Origin of the sequence: Roseomonas acroporae, assembly GCF_023223525.1 — a bacterium.
GTDB classification, from domain to species: domain Bacteria; phylum Pseudomonadota; class Alphaproteobacteria; order Acetobacterales; family Acetobacteraceae; genus Roseomonas_E; species Roseomonas_E acroporae.
Map to the genome: position 1 here is coordinate 1 of NZ_JALPRX010000059.1, position 13,972 is coordinate 13,972.

The 13,972-nt window shown below is 74.4% G+C and carries 14 protein-coding genes; 7 read left to right on the top strand and 7 right to left on the bottom strand.

The features are described from left to right. Positions 1-253: 253 nt before the first annotated feature. From M0638_RS14025 to M0638_RS14040, 4 genes are all read right to left on the bottom strand, one after another. Positions 254-868 carry a DUF4142 domain-containing protein gene (locus tag M0638_RS14025; protein WP_248667627.1) on the bottom strand — a complete coding sequence of 205 codons (615 nt, stop codon included), beginning with the start codon at positions 866-868 and terminating at the stop codon, positions 254-256. Positions 869-1,113: 245 nt separating this feature from the next. Further along, the gene (locus M0638_RS14030; protein ID WP_248667628.1) at positions 1,114-1,491 is read right to left on the bottom strand and encodes a PGPGW domain-containing protein; all 378 of its coding nucleotides are present in this window, start codon (positions 1,489-1,491) and stop codon (positions 1,114-1,116) included. A gap of 32 nt (positions 1,492-1,523) precedes the next feature. Beyond that, complete coding sequence (locus M0638_RS14035) at positions 1,524-2,585, bottom strand: DNA adenine methylase (RefSeq protein ID WP_248667629.1); 1,062 nt, start codon at positions 2,583-2,585, stop codon at positions 1,524-1,526. 629 nt (positions 2,586-3,214) lie between these two features. Continuing rightward, complete coding sequence (locus tag M0638_RS14040) at positions 3,215-3,880, bottom strand: GntR family transcriptional regulator (RefSeq protein WP_248667630.1); 666 nt, start codon at positions 3,878-3,880, stop codon at positions 3,215-3,217. 278 nt (positions 3,881-4,158) lie between these two features. On the opposite strand from M0638_RS14040, the gene purU reads away from it, so the two are divergent. Beyond that, positions 4,159-5,031: a formyltetrahydrofolate deformylase gene (gene purU / locus M0638_RS14045; RefSeq protein WP_248667631.1), complete on the top strand. Its 873-nt coding sequence runs from the start codon at positions 4,159-4,161 to the stop codon at positions 5,029-5,031. A gap of 276 nt (positions 5,032-5,307) precedes the next feature. Continuing rightward, entirely contained in the window at positions 5,308-5,853 is a 546-nt protein-coding gene (locus tag M0638_RS14050; protein ID WP_248667632.1) for a hypothetical protein, read from the top strand. A 210-nt stretch (positions 5,854-6,063) separates the two neighbouring features. On the opposite strand, the gene phbB is transcribed toward M0638_RS14050, so the two are convergent. Next, the gene (gene phbB, locus M0638_RS14055; RefSeq protein ID WP_248667633.1) at positions 6,064-6,786 is read right to left on the bottom strand and encodes an acetoacetyl-CoA reductase; all 723 of its coding nucleotides are present in this window, start codon (positions 6,784-6,786) and stop codon (positions 6,064-6,066) included. A 251-nt stretch (positions 6,787-7,037) separates the two neighbouring features. Here phbB and M0638_RS14060 point away from each other — a divergent pair, with 251 nt between their 5' ends. Together M0638_RS14060 and M0638_RS14065 are read left to right on the top strand one after the other, a co-directional pair. Next, a complete protein-coding gene (locus tag M0638_RS14060) occupies positions 7,038-7,538 on the top strand; it encodes a hypothetical protein (protein WP_248667634.1) in 501 nt (166 codons plus the stop codon). Positions 7,539-8,051: 513 nt separating this feature from the next. Continuing rightward, positions 8,052-8,210 (top strand): hypothetical protein, encoded by a 159-nt coding sequence (locus M0638_RS14065; protein ID WP_248667635.1) that lies wholly within the window; start codon positions 8,052-8,054, stop codon positions 8,208-8,210. 89 nt (positions 8,211-8,299) lie between these two features. Here the strand turns inward: M0638_RS14065 and metW are convergent, their stop codons facing one another. Together metW and metX are read right to left on the bottom strand one after the other, a co-directional pair. Continuing rightward, positions 8,300-8,938 (bottom strand): methionine biosynthesis protein MetW, encoded by a 639-nt coding sequence (gene metW / locus M0638_RS14070; protein ID WP_248667640.1) that lies wholly within the window; start codon positions 8,936-8,938, stop codon positions 8,300-8,302. Positions 8,939-9,080: 142 nt separating this feature from the next. Further along, entirely contained in the window at positions 9,081-10,241 is a 1,161-nt protein-coding gene (gene metX, locus M0638_RS14075) for a homoserine O-acetyltransferase MetX (RefSeq protein WP_248667636.1), read from the bottom strand. A 423-nt stretch (positions 10,242-10,664) separates the two neighbouring features. Between metX and M0638_RS14080 the strand changes: the two genes are divergently transcribed. The 3 genes from M0638_RS14080 to M0638_RS14090 are packed head-to-tail and all read left to right on the top strand — an operon-like array spanning position 10,665 to position 13,624. Continuing rightward, on the top strand, positions 10,665-11,585 hold the full coding sequence (locus M0638_RS14080) for a chorismate mutase (RefSeq protein ID WP_248667637.1): 921 nt from the start codon (positions 10,665-10,667) through the stop codon (positions 11,583-11,585). 19 nt (positions 11,586-11,604) lie between these two features. Then, positions 11,605-12,723 carry a histidinol-phosphate transaminase gene (gene hisC / locus M0638_RS14085; RefSeq protein ID WP_248667638.1) on the top strand — a complete coding sequence of 373 codons (1,119 nt, stop codon included), beginning with the start codon at positions 11,605-11,607 and terminating at the stop codon, positions 12,721-12,723. Next, on the top strand, positions 12,716-13,624 hold the full coding sequence (locus M0638_RS14090; protein ID WP_248667639.1) for a prephenate/arogenate dehydrogenase family protein: 909 nt from the start codon (positions 12,716-12,718) through the stop codon (positions 13,622-13,624). Before hisC ends, M0638_RS14090 begins: the two co-directional genes overlap by 8 nt. The last annotated feature ends 348 nt before the right edge of the window (positions 13,625-13,972 follow it).

The following is a 13,972-nucleotide window of genomic DNA, read 5'->3' on the forward strand; positions in this document are numbered from 1 at the left end:
CGGAACTCCGGAGGTTCGCGCATGACCGGAGGGCCATGCGGACCGGCGTAATCCGCCCGCGCCGGGATCCGGCCGTCGGGCAGGCGACGCCGGCCTGCCCTAGTGCGGTTCCCGCCTGACACGGTCGGGCGGAGACGCCCGGCGTCGGTCCGCTCCGTCGGAGGCGGCAGCCGGCACGCCGGCCGCGCCGGAAGGCCCGCCTCGACGCCGGGCCGGGCCCGCCGGCGGAGGGAGGACGCGCCCCGGCCTGCCCTCAGCCCGCCCGCGGCGGCGTCGGTGCCTGCAACGCGCGCGCCATGGCCAGATGCTCCTCCAGCTTCGGCACCGTGCTCGCGGCGAAGGCGCGCAGCACGGCGATGTCGCCGCTCTCGCTGTAGCTTCGGAACAGCGACAGCGCCCGCTCATGCCCGTCCACCTGCGCCTGCAGGTAGAGGGCGTCGAAGTCGATGCCCTGGGCACGCTGCAGGCGTTCCATCAGCGCGGTCTGCTCCTCGTCCATGCCGGGGCGCAGGCGCGTCGCCGCATCCGGCATGGCACGGAGCTGCGCGCTGGTGCCGAGATGGTCGCGCAGCGTGACCTCGGCCAGGGCACGGATCTGCGGGTGGCGCGAACGGTCGAGCGCGAGCCGGGCGGCGTTGATCTCGAACTGGTCGATCTGCGACGCGTTGGCCACGAAGGTGTTGGCGCTCACCTGACCGGTGAAGGGGTTGGTGAAGACACGCTGCGACGGCCGGGGCGGCACGAGCTGCACCGGCCGGTCGGGAATCCCCTGCTGCACCTGGGCCTGTGCCGGGGCCGGCGCGAGCACGGGAGCCAGGACTGGGACCGCGAGGACGAGGCTGGCGGTCAGGGCGAGCGTCTTGCGCATCGGCGGGGTTCTCCGTTTCGGTTTCCCGATCCAACGGCGGGCGCGCGCGGCGGGTTGCTGACCATCGCCGGATCGTCACCGCCGGGCGGCCTTCCGGCCGGCACCCGACCGGGCCATGCCGGGCCGCGCGGGGGCGGATCGGCGGGTCCTTCCGCCGAAGGCTCCTGCGCGCCGGCAGCGCCCCGCCCCCTGGTTCCATCGCAGGCGAGCGGCACACGGCGCGGACCTCCCGGGGCCCGGATTCGTCAGGCGCGGCCGAAGGCTCGCTTCACCCGCCGTCCCCAGCCCTTCAGGCGTTCCGCGAGGCGCGCCTCCATCCCCTCGATGCCCTGGACCTGCCTCGGGAAGCGCCGCTCCAGCCAGCGCATGCCGTTCGATGCCCAGCCATACTGGTGCCGGAGCACGAAGACGCCGAGCGCCAGGAACAGGAAGCCCTGCAGGAAGGGCAGCACGCAGCCCAGCACGCCGAGCACCAGCAGCGACCAGCCGGCCAGCTTCCGCTTCAGCGACGGGCGCCCCGCCGACGCCACCGGCACCAGCGCGCCGGCCGCCGGGGCCGGCGCGCCGGTGCCGGCGGTCGGCCGCGAGGCATCCCCGGGCGCCGCGCTCCCCGGCCCGGTCATGGCCGGCCCCGTGGCCGCCCGCGCCGGCCGCGTCACGGCACCGCCTCCACCGGCACCGCCGCCGACAGGGACAGACGGCGCTCGCTCGACACGTAAAGGTACTCGACGTTGCGCAGCCGCCCGACCGTGCCGACCTTCTCGCCGCGCGGGTTGTGGATGCCGATGCGCGCGCCGACGTAACGGTCGTAGGGGATCTCGATCACCTCTAGATGCGGCCGCCGGGCACGCAGCATCGCCTCCAGCTCGGCCCGCTCCACCCAGCCCTCGTCGTTGAAGGAGACGACCAGGGTCGGGCAGCGCAGCGCCCCGACGATTCGCGCCAGCGCGGGGCCGATGCTGCGCCGCCCGTTGAAGGCGCTCCGCCGCGTGCGGACATCGACCCGCTTCCTCGCCACGCCATAGGTCTCCGGCTTGTCCCAGCGGACCAGCGTCTCCCACACATGGTAGTTCCCGAGATAGGAGTGCTGGTTGTACGGCGGGTCGAGATAGGCGAGCTCGGCCTCGATGTCGGGCGCCAGCGCCTCGGCGTCCGCGCAATGCGCGCGGCAGGGGCCGGCGGCGGGGCGCGGCAGCAGCGCGGGCAGGCGCAGGCGCAGCGGCTTCAGCGCCCGCGGCGCCCACCGCTTCATGTAGGCCATCTGCAGCCCGGCCGTGGAATCCACCCGGTCCGCCGCCTCCATCAGCGCGACGAGCAGGATCGCCTCAAGCTCCGGCTCGGCGCCCATCGTGGCGATCGCCTCGCGGATCGCGTCCACCCGCTCGCCGTTCTCCGGATGCAGGAAGCGCGCGGCCTCGCAGAAGGTGGCGGTGAAGTAGCCGGGGCGGCCGGGCAGCCGTTCGAGATCGGCCAGGATGGCGGCGGCGCGCCCGGCCCAGCGTTCCGCGTCGGCCTGCACGTAGCAGGTGGCGAGCGCATGGGCGTAGCGGTTGTGGTCGTTGGCGACGACGCGGTAGCCCGCGCCCTTCAGCGCATGGCCGACGCGCGAGGTGCCGGAGAACAGGTCGGCCACCAGGGCCCCCGGCGCCGCGCCGACACCGACCGCGCGCAGGATGTGCGGCAGCAGCGTGCGCTTGGAGCCGAGATACTTGATCATCGTCGCCGGTCCCGCACCGCCGATGCGGCACCCCGCCCCCGATCCGCGCCACCCCGGTTCCTGTCGCGCATTGGCCGCCGCTCCTCGTCGAGGCTGCGGCGAAGCGCAGTCCGGCTGGGATCGCGGCTCGCCGTAGCGCGTTGTTTCCGAAGCGGATTCGCGCTTCCGGGCATGTCTGGCCGCCAGCGATCCGCGCCGGGATCGTTCCAGCCCGCCCGACACCCTGTCCAGCCCGTTCCCCATCCGCCCCGGGCCGACCGCCACCGCTGCCGCCCCGGCACCGCCCCGACACCGCCCCGATACCGTCAGTCCGCCCTGGCCCCGGAGCGCCGGACCACCTCCGCCCGCCGGGCGATCTCCGAACACGGGAAGGCCTCGAAGGCGGCCGGCGAGGTGCCGCCGTCGGGCGTCAGGCCCGGCGGCTCGGCCCGGGCCCGGCCACGACCGGCAACGCCCGGCGCGGAGGACCGCCCGCCGGCGCGCCCGCAGGATTTCCCTCACGCAACGCCTTTCCCCCGTGTCGTCCGGGCCCCGCGTCCGGGACCCGTTCCGGCCGGCCCGAACCGGGACCGGCCTTCCCGCCCCGCGCCCCGCCGCATGCCGCGGCCGCCGCCGGCCGCGCCGGCCGGTCAGGCCCCCTCGCCGTCCCGCCCGCCCGCGGCACCGTCGAGCTGGATGCGCGCCTTGAAGGCGTTGTGGATGTGCCGCCGCGCCGCCGTCTCGGCGCCGGCGGGATCGCGCGCGTCGATCGCGGCCACGATCGCCGCGTGCTCCTCCACCGAGGCGAGGCCGCGCATCGGCCGCGCCAGGGTGGTGCCGCGCAGCAGCGCCAGCGAGAGGCGCAGGTTCTCCAGCATCACGTCGAGGTAGCGGTTGCGCGCGGCGAGGTGGAGCTGCCGGTGGAAACGCCGGTTGCTGGCGGCGAGGGCCGGCGGGTCCTCCACCAGGGCGCGGTCCCGCTCCACCATCTCGTGCAGGATCTCGACCTCGGCCGGCGTGGCGTGGATGGCGGCGAGCTGCGCCGCCGTGCCCTCCAGCACCTCGCGCATGTGGTACAGCTCGACGGTGCGGCCATGGTCCAGCGTCGCCACCACCGCGCCGTGATGCGGCTCGTGCGTGACGAGGCCGATCGTCTCCAGGCGGCGCAGCGCCTCGCGGATCGGGGTGCGGCTGATCCGGAAGCGCTCGGCCAGGTCCTCCTCGCGCAGCCGCGTGCCGGCCGGCAGCGTGCCCTCGTCGATCGCGGCCAGCAGCAGCTCGTAGGCCCCCGCGCCGGTGGACTTGCTCCGCTTCACCCGCCCCTCATCCCGCCCTCCGTTCCCGCCCCCTTATCCGCGGACGGGCGAGGCCGCACCATAGGGGGCTTCCGGCACGCGCGCCTCCCGTCCGCCCGCCGGGCGGCCGCGCCGCGCGGCATTCCGGCCCCGCCGGGCGGTTACGCCGCGCGGCGACTCCGGTCCCGCCGGGCAGTTGCGCCGCGCGGCGATTCCGGCCCCGCCGGGCGGTTGCGCCGCGCGGCGATTCCGGCAATGCCGTGGCTTTCCCCGCACCAACCGTCCGAACAGGCGCCGCCATGCCGGAACCGCACTTCGTCCTCACCCTGTCCTGCCCGAACCGGCCCGGCATCGTCGCGGCCGTGGCCACGCTGATCTTCGAGCAGGGCGGCAACATCCTGGAGGCGCAGCAGTACGACGACCAGGCCACCGGCCAGTTCTTCATGCGCGTGGTCTTCAACCCGGCCGCGGCGCCGCCCGGCGGCCCCCTGACCCCGGAGGCGCTGCGCGCCGCGCTCGGGCCGCTCGCCGAACGCTTCCGCATGCACTGGACGCTGCGCGACGCCGGCGTGCCGCGCCGCGTGCTCATCCTCGCCTCGCGCCCCGACCACTGCCTGCGCGACCTGCTCTACCGCCACAGCAGCGGCGAGCTGCCGATGCAGGTCACGGCGGTGGTCTCCAACCATCCGCGCGACATCTATCCGAACCTGCCGCTGGGCGACATCCCGTTCCACCACCTGCCGGTGACCCGCGAGACCAAGATGGAGCAGGAGGCGGCGCTGTGGGAGCTGATCCGCTCCACCGACACCGAGCTGGTCGTGCTCGCCCGCTACATGCAGGTGCTGTCGGAAGGGCTCTCGGCCAAGCTGCGCGGGCGCTGCATCAACATCCACCACTCCTTCCTGCCCGGCTTCAAGGGCGCGAAGCCCTACCACCAGGCGCACGACCGCGGCGTGAAGCTGATCGGCGCCACCGCGCACTACGTCACCGGCGACCTCGACGAGGGGCCGATCATCGAGCAGGACGTGGAGCGCATCACCCATGCCGACACGGCCGAGGACCTGGTGCGCAAGGGCCGCGACATCGAGCGGCGCGTGCTGGCGCGGGCGGTGGCCTGGCACCTCCAGGACCGGCTGCTGCTGAACGGACGCAAGACGGTGGTGTTCGCCTGATACGCGGGGCGGGGCTGCCCGGCCCGTCCCGCGGGAGAGGCGGGTCCGGAGGGCGGCCTCGTCCGCCGGGCGCGGGGTCCGGGCATGGCTTCCGGGCGGCACCTCCGGCGCTCGGCCGACGCCGCCACCGCACGCCGCGCCGCCGCGCGAGGCTCCGTCGGCCGCGCCGCCGACCCGGGGCGCGTCTCCCATCGACGCACGCCCCGGCGGTGCGGCGGAACGACCGCGCCGGCGGCACGTTGCCCTCCGGATGGGAAGCCAGCGGAGGGCCGTCGCATGATCGAGGTGCGCAGCGACCAGTGGACCGGGAACGACGCGACAGCGGCCGCCACCCAGGTCTGCGGCGAATTCCACGACCAGGAGAAGCTCGACGGCGCGCTGTCCCGCCTCGAAGGCTCGCTGTTCCAGCGCGCCGACCTCTCGGTGCGCCATGGCGGGACGGCCGCGCCGACGGCCGGCGAGTCGGCCGAGGCGGAGGAGCCGACGCGCCATGACGACGTGCGCAACCTGCGCCAGCTCGGCACCGGCATCGCCTCGGCGGCAGCCGGCATGGCCGCGGCCGGGGCGGTGATCGCGACCGGCGGTGCGGCGCTGCCGGCGGTGGCGGCCGCCGCGGCGGGCGGCATCGGCACGGCGGCGGCGGGGACGGCGATCGGACAGGCCGCGGCGCCCGACGGCGATGCGCCGATGCACCAGGACGCGGAGGCCGGCGGCGCCATCCTGATGGTGCACGCGGACACGCCGGAGAAGCAGGCCAGGGCCGAGCAGCTGCTGCGGGAATGCGGCGCCGCGCGGGTCTGGACCCAGGACGGCGCTTCCTGAACCCGGCGCGGCCCCTTCCGGGCCGCCGGCGCCCCGGCCCGGATCGGGTCCAGGCCGAATCGGTCCAGGCCGGGTCCCGCACCGGCCCGGCGGCTCGGCGACGGGGCGGTCAGGTATCGGGCGGTCAGTTTGTCGAGGGCGCACCCCGGCCCGCCAGGGTGGGGTAAGCCGATGCTTCCCGGTGCCGGGACGTCCCGGCACCGGGAAGGGTCAGTACATGTGCTGGCCGCCGTTGATCGACAGCGTCGAGCCGGTGATGAAGTCCGCGTCGTCGGCCGTCAGGAAGATCACGCCGCGCGCGATGTCCTCGGCGTGGCCGAGGCGCCCGACCGGGATCTTGGCGATGATCTTCTGCAGCACGTCCTCGGGCACGGCGCGCACCATCTCGGTGTCGACGTAGCCCGGCGCGATGGCGTTGACGGTGATGTTGCTGCGGGCGCCTTCCTGCGCCAGTGCCTTGGTGAAGCCGTGGATGCCCGACTTCGCGGCGGCGTAGTTGACCTGGCCGTACTGGCCGGCCTGGCCGTTGATCGAGCCGATGTTGACGATCCGGCCGAACTTCCGCTTCGACATCCCGTCCCAGGCCAGCTTGCACAGGTTGTAGCAGGAGCCGAGATTGGTATCGATCACGTCGTCCCACATCTTCCGGTCCATGCGCTTCATGGTGCCGTCGCGCGTGATGCCGGCATTGTTGACGAGGATCTCGATCGGACCGACCTCGGCCTCGATCTTCTGCAGCGCCGCGGCGCTGGCGTCGTAGTCGGACACGTCGAACTTGTAGCACGGGATGCCCGTGCGCTCGGTGAAGGCCGCGGCGGCGGCCTCGTTGCCGGCGAAATTCGCCACCACCGTGCGGCCGGCGGCCTTCAGCGCCTCGCTGATCGCGGCGCCGATACCGCGCTGCCCGCCCGTCACCAATGCGACTCTGGCCATGGAACTGCTTACCTCCGGACTGCCCGGCTAGATCAGCGCGGAGTGCGGCGCAGCATCAAGCCCGTAGCGAGGCCGCGGGCAGGTTTCGTGCGGATTCTTCAACGGTGGTCGCGGCATGCCGGCGACCGGCCTCCCCGCCGGCATGCGCCGAGGCGAAAGCGGGCGGGCTTGCCGATGCTGCGACCGGGGAACAATGTGTCGCCAAGCCGGGATCGCCATGCCCCGGCCGGGACGGCAAGGAAGGGAAACGCATGTCCACCCGGAATCAGTACCCGTATCGCCGGTCCTCGCGCCGCGCCTTGCTGGCGTTCGGCGCCGCCTTCGGCCTGCTGGCCGGCTGCGCCTCGCAGCCGACTCCCACGCCCCCTCCCGCGGCGGCCGGCCCCTCGGCGTCGACCGAGGGCACCGTCACCTTCAGCACCGGCGGCGTGGCGCTCGGCGTCGGCATGCAGCGGGGCAACGGCGTCCTGACCTTCCGCGGCCGGGAATACCCCTTCACCATCCGTGGCCTGTCGGTCGTCGATGTCGGCATCAGCCAGAACACCGGCACCGGACGCGTGCGCAACCTGAACAACGTGGCCGACTTCAACGGCAATTACGTCGCGGCGGCGGTCGGGGCCACGGTGGCCGGCGGCGGCGGTGCGACCACCCTGCGCAACCAGAACGGCGTGACGATCGAGGTGCTCTCGACCTCGCGCGGCGCGCGGGTGACGCTGGCGCCGGCCGGCGTCATCATCGAACTCGCCCAGTAGGCGGGTCGCCCAGCAGGCGGGTCGGCAGGCAGGGGGCGCACCCGCAGGCGCGCCCCCGACCCCGGGATGCGGGGCCGGCTCCGGATCCCCCGCCGGAGATCGGGGCCACGAGTCATCATCCCATCGGCATCCGCCGTATCGGGGCGGATCGGACCGAACCCGGTGGCCTACCCGACGAAGCGGATTTGCCGCGCTTGGCGCAATGCAGACTTGCCTTCAACGCATGTCGCCGTGACGGGAATGGTCCGGTCCGGTCCACCTTCCGGTCCCCGTGGGCATGAACGGCCTGTTCATGGTTGTCGACTCAAGGACTTGCCACGCACCCCCTGCCGCGCCGGTTGTAGTCATTCCAGTATCGTCCGCCGCGATACCGTTCTCCGGCCGTATTCGCCTCCCTGACATCTGCTGGAATTTGCCGTAATTGTATGCGACCACACGACAGTCACGATTTCGAGAGCCGCCAGAATGGCCCGCACAAGTAATGCGTCGCACCCTGACCAGGACGCCACGGACATGAGTGCGCTGCGACTGATGCTGTCCTACCTGGAGGAGGAACTGCGCCGCCTGGGTGCCTGGGAGGCCGCCCGTCACCTGGCCGTGGCCATGGCGCTGCTGACGCTGGACCCGCTGGTCGGCGAGGTCATGGCGTCCCCCGGCCCGCACCTGCACTGAGCGGAACGCCGCTCCGCGCGGGCCGCTGAACCGGGCGGGCCGCGCCGGCATCCCCGCCCGCGCGACCTGCCCCGGCCCACGGCCGGGCTTCAGCCCGGCGTCGCCGGCGCGGCGCGTGGCGGGATCCCGTCGGCCCGGCGCAGCAGGAACAGCGCCTGCTCGCCGAACAGGTTGGCCAGGCTGACGAAGCGGCGCCAGGGCGAACGCAGCCCCCGCTCGTCCACGGCCAGCCACTGCTCCACCTCGTAGCCGTCCTTCGCGCACAGGTCGAAGAAGTCCTGGATCGTGCAGGGGTGGATGTTGGGCGTCTCGTACCAGGGACGGTTCCAGGTCTCGGTGTCCGGCATGCGGCCGGTGACCAGCAGGCGCCAGCGCATCTGCCAGTGCCCGAAATTCGGGAAGGAGACGATGGCGTGCCGGCCGATGCGCAGCATCTGCGCCAGCACCTCGCGCGGATGCTCCACCGCCTGCAGCGTGCGCGAGAGCACCACGTAGTCGAAGGCATCGTCCGGATAGAAGGCGAGGTCCTGGTCGGCGTCGCCGTGGATCACCGCCAGCCCCTGCGCCACGGCGCGCGTCGCCTCCTCCATGTCGATCTCGATGCCGCGCGCATCGGCACCCTTCTCGCGCGTCAGGTGGTCGAGCAGCGCGCCGTCGCCGCAGCCGATGTCGAGCACGCGCGCGCCATGCGGGATCATGCCGGCGATCAGCCGCAGGTCCAGGCGCATGTTCTTGGCGACGAAGCGCACCGGCGGATGCCCCGCCGGGCGCGACTCCGCCCCGCCCGGCAGGCGTCCGGCAGGACGGTCCCGGAGGCGGCCCTGTGCCGGCGCGGCGGCGCGGTCGGTCGTGTCGGTGGCCCGCATCGCCCTAGACTCCGAGGCGCTCGGCGCAGCCGGCCAGGAAGCCGCCCAGCGTGCGGTGGAAGTCCGGCTCGTCCAGCAGGAAGGCGTCGTGGCCCTTGTCCGAGCGGATCTCCACGAAGGAGACGTTGGCGGCGGCGGCGTTCAGCGCCCGCACCAGGGTGCGGCTCTCCTCGGTCGGGAACAGCCAGTCCGAGGAGAAGGAGACGACGCAGAAGCGCGTGCCGGCCGCCGAGGCGCCGCGGAAGGCCGCCGCCAGTTCGCCGCCGTGCTCGGCCGCGAGGTCGAAGAAGTCCATCGCGCGGGTGATGGTGAGGTAGGCGTTGGCGTCGAACCGGCGCACGAAGGTGCTGCCCTGGTGGCGCAGGTAGCTCTCCACCTCGAACACGTCCTCGAGGAAGGTCAGCGCGCTGGCGCCGCGCAGGCGGCGGCCGAACTTGCGCGTCAGCGCCTGTTCCGAGAGGTAGGTGATGTGCGCCACCATGCGCGCGACCGAGAGGCCCCGGGCCGGCAGGCTGCCATCCTCCCAGTAGCGGCCGCCGCGCCAGTCCGGGTCGTTGTGGATGGCGGCGCGGCCCACCTCGTCGAAGGCGATGTTCTGCGCGCTGTGATGCACGGCGGTCGCGATCGGGGCGGCGGCGCCCACCGCCTCCGGGTAGGTCGCGGCCCATTCGAGCACCTGCATCCCGCCCATCGAGCCGCCCACCACGGCGAGCCAGCGTCCGATGCCGAGATGCTCCATCAGCCGGTGCTGCGCGCGCACCATGTCGCGGATCGTCACCTGCGGGAAGTCCGTGCCCCAGGGCTCCTCCCCCTCCGCCCTCGGCTCGCGCGGGCCGGTCGTGCCCATGCAGCCGCCGAGCACGTTCGAGCAGACGACGAAGTAGCGTTCCGTGTCGATCGGCAGGCCGGGGCCGACCACGTTGCCCCACCAGCCGGGCTTGCCGGTCAGCGGATGCGTCTCGGCCACGTACTGGTCGCCGGTCAGGGCGTGGCAGACCAGGATGGCGTTGCTGCGCGCGGCGTTCAGCGTGCCGTAGGCGCGCCAGGCGACGGCCAGCGGCGCCACCGTGGCGCCGCAGTCCAGCGCCAGCCCCTCCGGGAAGACGGTGCGCTGGTGCGCGACCTCGGCGAAGGGGGCGGTGTAGGCGGCGATATCCTGGCTCATGCGTCGCCTCCCGGCCGTCGGCGCGCGGCGGTCGGCGGGCCGGGCGGCACCGCGCCGCCTCCCCGATGCCTCCCGCCCCTGGCGATCCGTCCCGACACGTCCTGTCCTGGCTGTCCTGTCGTTCCCCGCGCGGCCCGGCCGAGGCCGGGCGCCGCGCTGCGGCAGGATTAGGCGCCGGGCGCGCCGCCTTCAACCGCGGCGGGGCGGCGGCGGGACAGGAATGCGCCGGGCGCGGAGAGCGGCGCACCGGCCCAGCACGGGGCCCGGCGCGGGGCCCGGCGCTGGGCCTGGCGCGGGGCCCGCCCCCGACGGGGGCGGCGTGGCGGGCCGCGCGGGAAACGGGGCGCGGGGGAGAGACGGCGGCGCCGCGACCCTTGGCGCCGGGCCGCCCCGCGTCTATTCCTGACATGGACCTTGCCCCCGATGACCCTGAACAACATGCCCGCCGGACCGGACCCCGTTCCGGCCACCCTCCATGCGCCCGCGCCGCAGGAACCCGCCGGCGACGCGCTCGCCGCGCTGCGGACCGAGATCGACGCGCTCGACGATGCGCTGCAGGACCTGCTGCGCCGGCGCGCCGAGGCCGTGGCACGCCTCGCCGAAAGCCGCGCCAAGGCGGGCGGCCCGGCGCTGCGCCCGGCGCGCGAGGCCAAGATCCTGCGCCGGCTGCTCGCCCGCCATGCCGGCCCGCTGCCCGCCGCCGCGCTGGTGCGGCTGTGGCGGGAGATCTTCGCGGCCACCACGGCGATGCAGGCGCCCTTCGCGGTCGCCGTCTTCTCCCAGGGCGAGGACCAGCTCCGCCTCGCGCGCGAGCATTTCGGCGTCTCGACTCCGCTGCGCCACCATCCGACCGCCGCGCGGGCGCTCGGCGCCGTCACCGCCGGCGAGGCGCAGGTCGCCGTGCTGCCGGTGCCCGACGAGGGCGCGCCGGAGGCCGACTGGTGGACCCGGCTCGACAGCCTGCGCCTGCAGGTGGTGGCGTGCCTGCCCTTCTGGCTGCCGCGCGGCGAGGAGCGGGGCGCGGCGGCCTTCGCCGTCACCGCCGGCACCGCCGAGCCGACCGGCCGCGACCGCTCCCTGCTCTCGGTCGAGGCGATGGGCGAGCACAGCCGCGCCCACATCGCCCAGGCCCTCGCCGCCGCCGGCCTCGCGCCGCGCCGCCTGCTGCTGCATCGCGGCCCGCCCGGCGCTGCCGTCCCGCCGCGCGCCCTGGCCGAGGTGGACGGCTTCGTCGCCGCCGACGACCCGCGCCTCGCCGCCGCCACCTTCGCCCGCATCCAGCCGATCGGCGCCTACGCCGTGCCGGAGGGCGTGCCGGAAGGCGCCCCCGCCGGCGCGCGCTGACGCCGCAGGAACCCACGACATGACCGCCACCCGCGTGCAGCCGCGCCCCTCCATCCTGACCATCGAGCCCTATGTCGGCGGCGAATCCAGCCTGCCCGGCGTGAACCGGATCGTGAAGCTCTCCTCCAACGAGGGCGCGTTCGGGCCGCCGCCGGCGGCGCAGGAGGCGTATCGCCGCGCCGCCGGCGAGCTGCACCGCTACCCGGACGGCGGCGCCACCGTGCTGCGCAAGGCCCTCGGCGAGCGCTTCGGGCTCGATCCCGCGCGCATCGTCTGCGGCGCGGGTTCGGACGAGATCCTGACCATGCTCCAGCTCGCCTATGGCGGCGAGGGCGCGGACATCGTGATGTCGGCGCACGGCTTCTCGATGTACGAGCTGAGCGCGCGCTACGCCGGCAGCCAGGTGGTCAAGGTGCCGGAGCGCAACCTGACCGCCGACGTGGACGCGCTGCTCGCCGCGGTCGGCCCGCGCACGCGGCTGCTCTTCCTGGCCAACCCGAACAACCCGACCGGCAGCCTGCTGCCGCGCGCCGAGGTGGAGCGGCTGCGGGCCGGCCTGCCGCCCGAGGTGCTGCTGGTGCTCGATGCCGCCTACGCCGAGTACGTCACCCGCCCCGACTACGAGCCGGGCGCGGCGCTGGTCGATGCCAGCCTCGGCCGCGGCGACAACGTGGTGATGACGCGCACCTTCTCGAAGATCTACGGCCTCGGCGGGCTGCGGCTCGGCTGGTGCTACGCGCCGCCCGCCGTGGTGGACGTGCTGAACCGCATCCGCTCGCCCTTCAACATCAACGAGGCGGCGATGGTGGCCGGCGTCGCCGCGCTGGGCGAGGCGGACTGGATCGCGCAGTCCGTCGCGCATAACACGGAGTGGCGCGCGACGCTGACGGCGGGGCTGGAGGCGGCGGGGATCAGGGTGTGGCCGAGCGAGGGCAATTTCGTGCTCGCCGACTTCGGCGCCCCGGCCACGGCCAGGGCGGCCGATGCCTGGCTGCGCCAGCGCGGGCTGATCGTGCGCGCCATGGGCGGCTACGGCCTGCCCGCCTGCCTGCGCATCACCGTGGGCACCGGCGAGGAGTGCGGGATGGTCGTCGAGGCGCTCGGCGCCTTCATGCGGGAAGGCAGGCAGGGTGTCTGATTCGGGCGAACCTTCCGGCGCGCCGCTGTTCGAGCGGCTCTGCCTGCTCGGCATCGGGCTGATCGGCTCCTCCCTCGCGCGGCGCGCCAGGGAGCATGGGGGCCTGGCGCGCACCGTGGTCGTCTCCTCCCGCACCGAGGCGACGCTGGCGCGGGTGCGCGAGCTCGGCATCGCCGACGTGGTCGAGGCCGACCCGGCCGAGGCGGTGCGCGGCGCGGACTGCGTGATCCTCTGCGCGCCGGTCGGCGCCAATGCCGCGCTGATGCGGCGGATCGCGCCGCACCTCGCGCCGGGCTGCATCCTGTCGGACGTCGGCTCGACCAAGGGCAGCGTGCTGCGCGACGTGCAGCCGCTGCTGCCCGGGGACGTGCACTTCGTGCCCGCGCACCCGATGGCCGGCACCGAGTTCTCCGGCCCCGATGCCGGCTTCGCGACGCTGTTCGAGGGGCGCTACTGCATCCTCACCCCGCCGCCCGGCGCGGATCCGGCGGCGGTGGAGAAGGTGCGGGAGTTCTGGCGCCGCTGCGGCTCCATGGTGGAGAGCATGGACGCGGCGACGCACGACAAGGTGGTGGCGATCGTCTCCCACCTGCCGCACCTGATCGCCTTCACCATCTGCGGCACGGCCGACGACCTCGCGGCCGAGACGCGCGAGGCGGTGCTGAAATTCGCGGCTTCCGGCTTCCGCGACTTCACCCGCATCGCGTCGAGCGACGTGGACATGTGGCGCGACGTGTTCCTCAACAACCGCGAGGCGCTGCTCGAGATGCTGGCGCGCTTCTCGGAGGACGCGCACGCGCTGGGGCGGGCGGTACGCTGGGGGCAGGCGGACTTCATCGAGGACCGCATCCGGCGCGGGCGGAAGATCCGGCGGAGCCTGATCGAGCGCCGGCAGGCTTGAGGAGGTTCCTGACTGCCCGGCCCGAGGCGCCGGATCATGCCGGCGGCGCCGGCTCCGTGGTCGAGGCGCTGCCCGATGCCGGCGAGGGCGGGGTCCGGGGCGGAGAATCCGGAACCCCGCTCCGAACGTCGGAGCGTTTTCAAGCCGGGTGGGCGCCCCCGGCGGCCCGGGAAATGCGTGCGGGCGATGGCCGGCGGCTTCCGCCCGGCCATGTCAGGCGCAAGCCGCCCCATGGCGAAACCCGATCCGGCCGGGACGGCGCTTCGCCACGGATCCCTGCCTTCGGAGCGGCTGCACGCCTCCCGCTGTCGCTCGTTGTTCTCGGCGCGGATTCACGCCGCCGGGCGT

Coding starts and splice junctions, on each gene's coding strand:
- M0638_RS14080 (WP_248667637.1), top strand. CDS start 10,665: ATGACCCTGAACAACATGCCCGCCGGACCGGACCCCGTTCCGGCCACC.
- purU (WP_248667631.1), top strand. CDS start 4,159: ATGCCGGAACCGCACTTCGTCCTCACCCTGTCCTGCCCGAACCGGCCC.
- phbB (WP_248667633.1), bottom strand. CDS start 6,786: ATGGCCAGAGTCGCATTGGTGACGGGCGGGCAGCGCGGTATCGGCGCC.
- metW (WP_248667640.1), bottom strand. CDS start 8,938: ATGCGCCTGGACCTGCGGCTGATCGCCGGCATGATCCCGCATGGCGCG.
- M0638_RS14060 (WP_248667634.1), top strand. CDS start 7,038: ATGTCCACCCGGAATCAGTACCCGTATCGCCGGTCCTCGCGCCGCGCC.
- metX (WP_248667636.1), bottom strand. CDS start 10,241: ATGAGCCAGGATATCGCCGCCTACACCGCCCCCTTCGCCGAGGTCGCG.
- M0638_RS14030 (WP_248667628.1), bottom strand. CDS start 1,491: ATGACCGGGCCGGGGAGCGCGGCGCCCGGGGATGCCTCGCGGCCGACC.
- M0638_RS14065 (WP_248667635.1), top strand. CDS start 8,052: ATGAGTGCGCTGCGACTGATGCTGTCCTACCTGGAGGAGGAACTGCGC.
- M0638_RS14035 (WP_248667629.1), bottom strand. CDS start 2,585: ATGATCAAGTATCTCGGCTCCAAGCGCACGCTGCTGCCGCACATCCTG.
- M0638_RS14050 (WP_248667632.1), top strand. CDS start 5,308: ATGATCGAGGTGCGCAGCGACCAGTGGACCGGGAACGACGCGACAGCG.
- M0638_RS14025 (WP_248667627.1), bottom strand. CDS start 868: ATGCGCAAGACGCTCGCCCTGACCGCCAGCCTCGTCCTCGCGGTCCCA.
- hisC (WP_248667638.1), top strand. CDS start 11,605: ATGACCGCCACCCGCGTGCAGCCGCGCCCCTCCATCCTGACCATCGAG.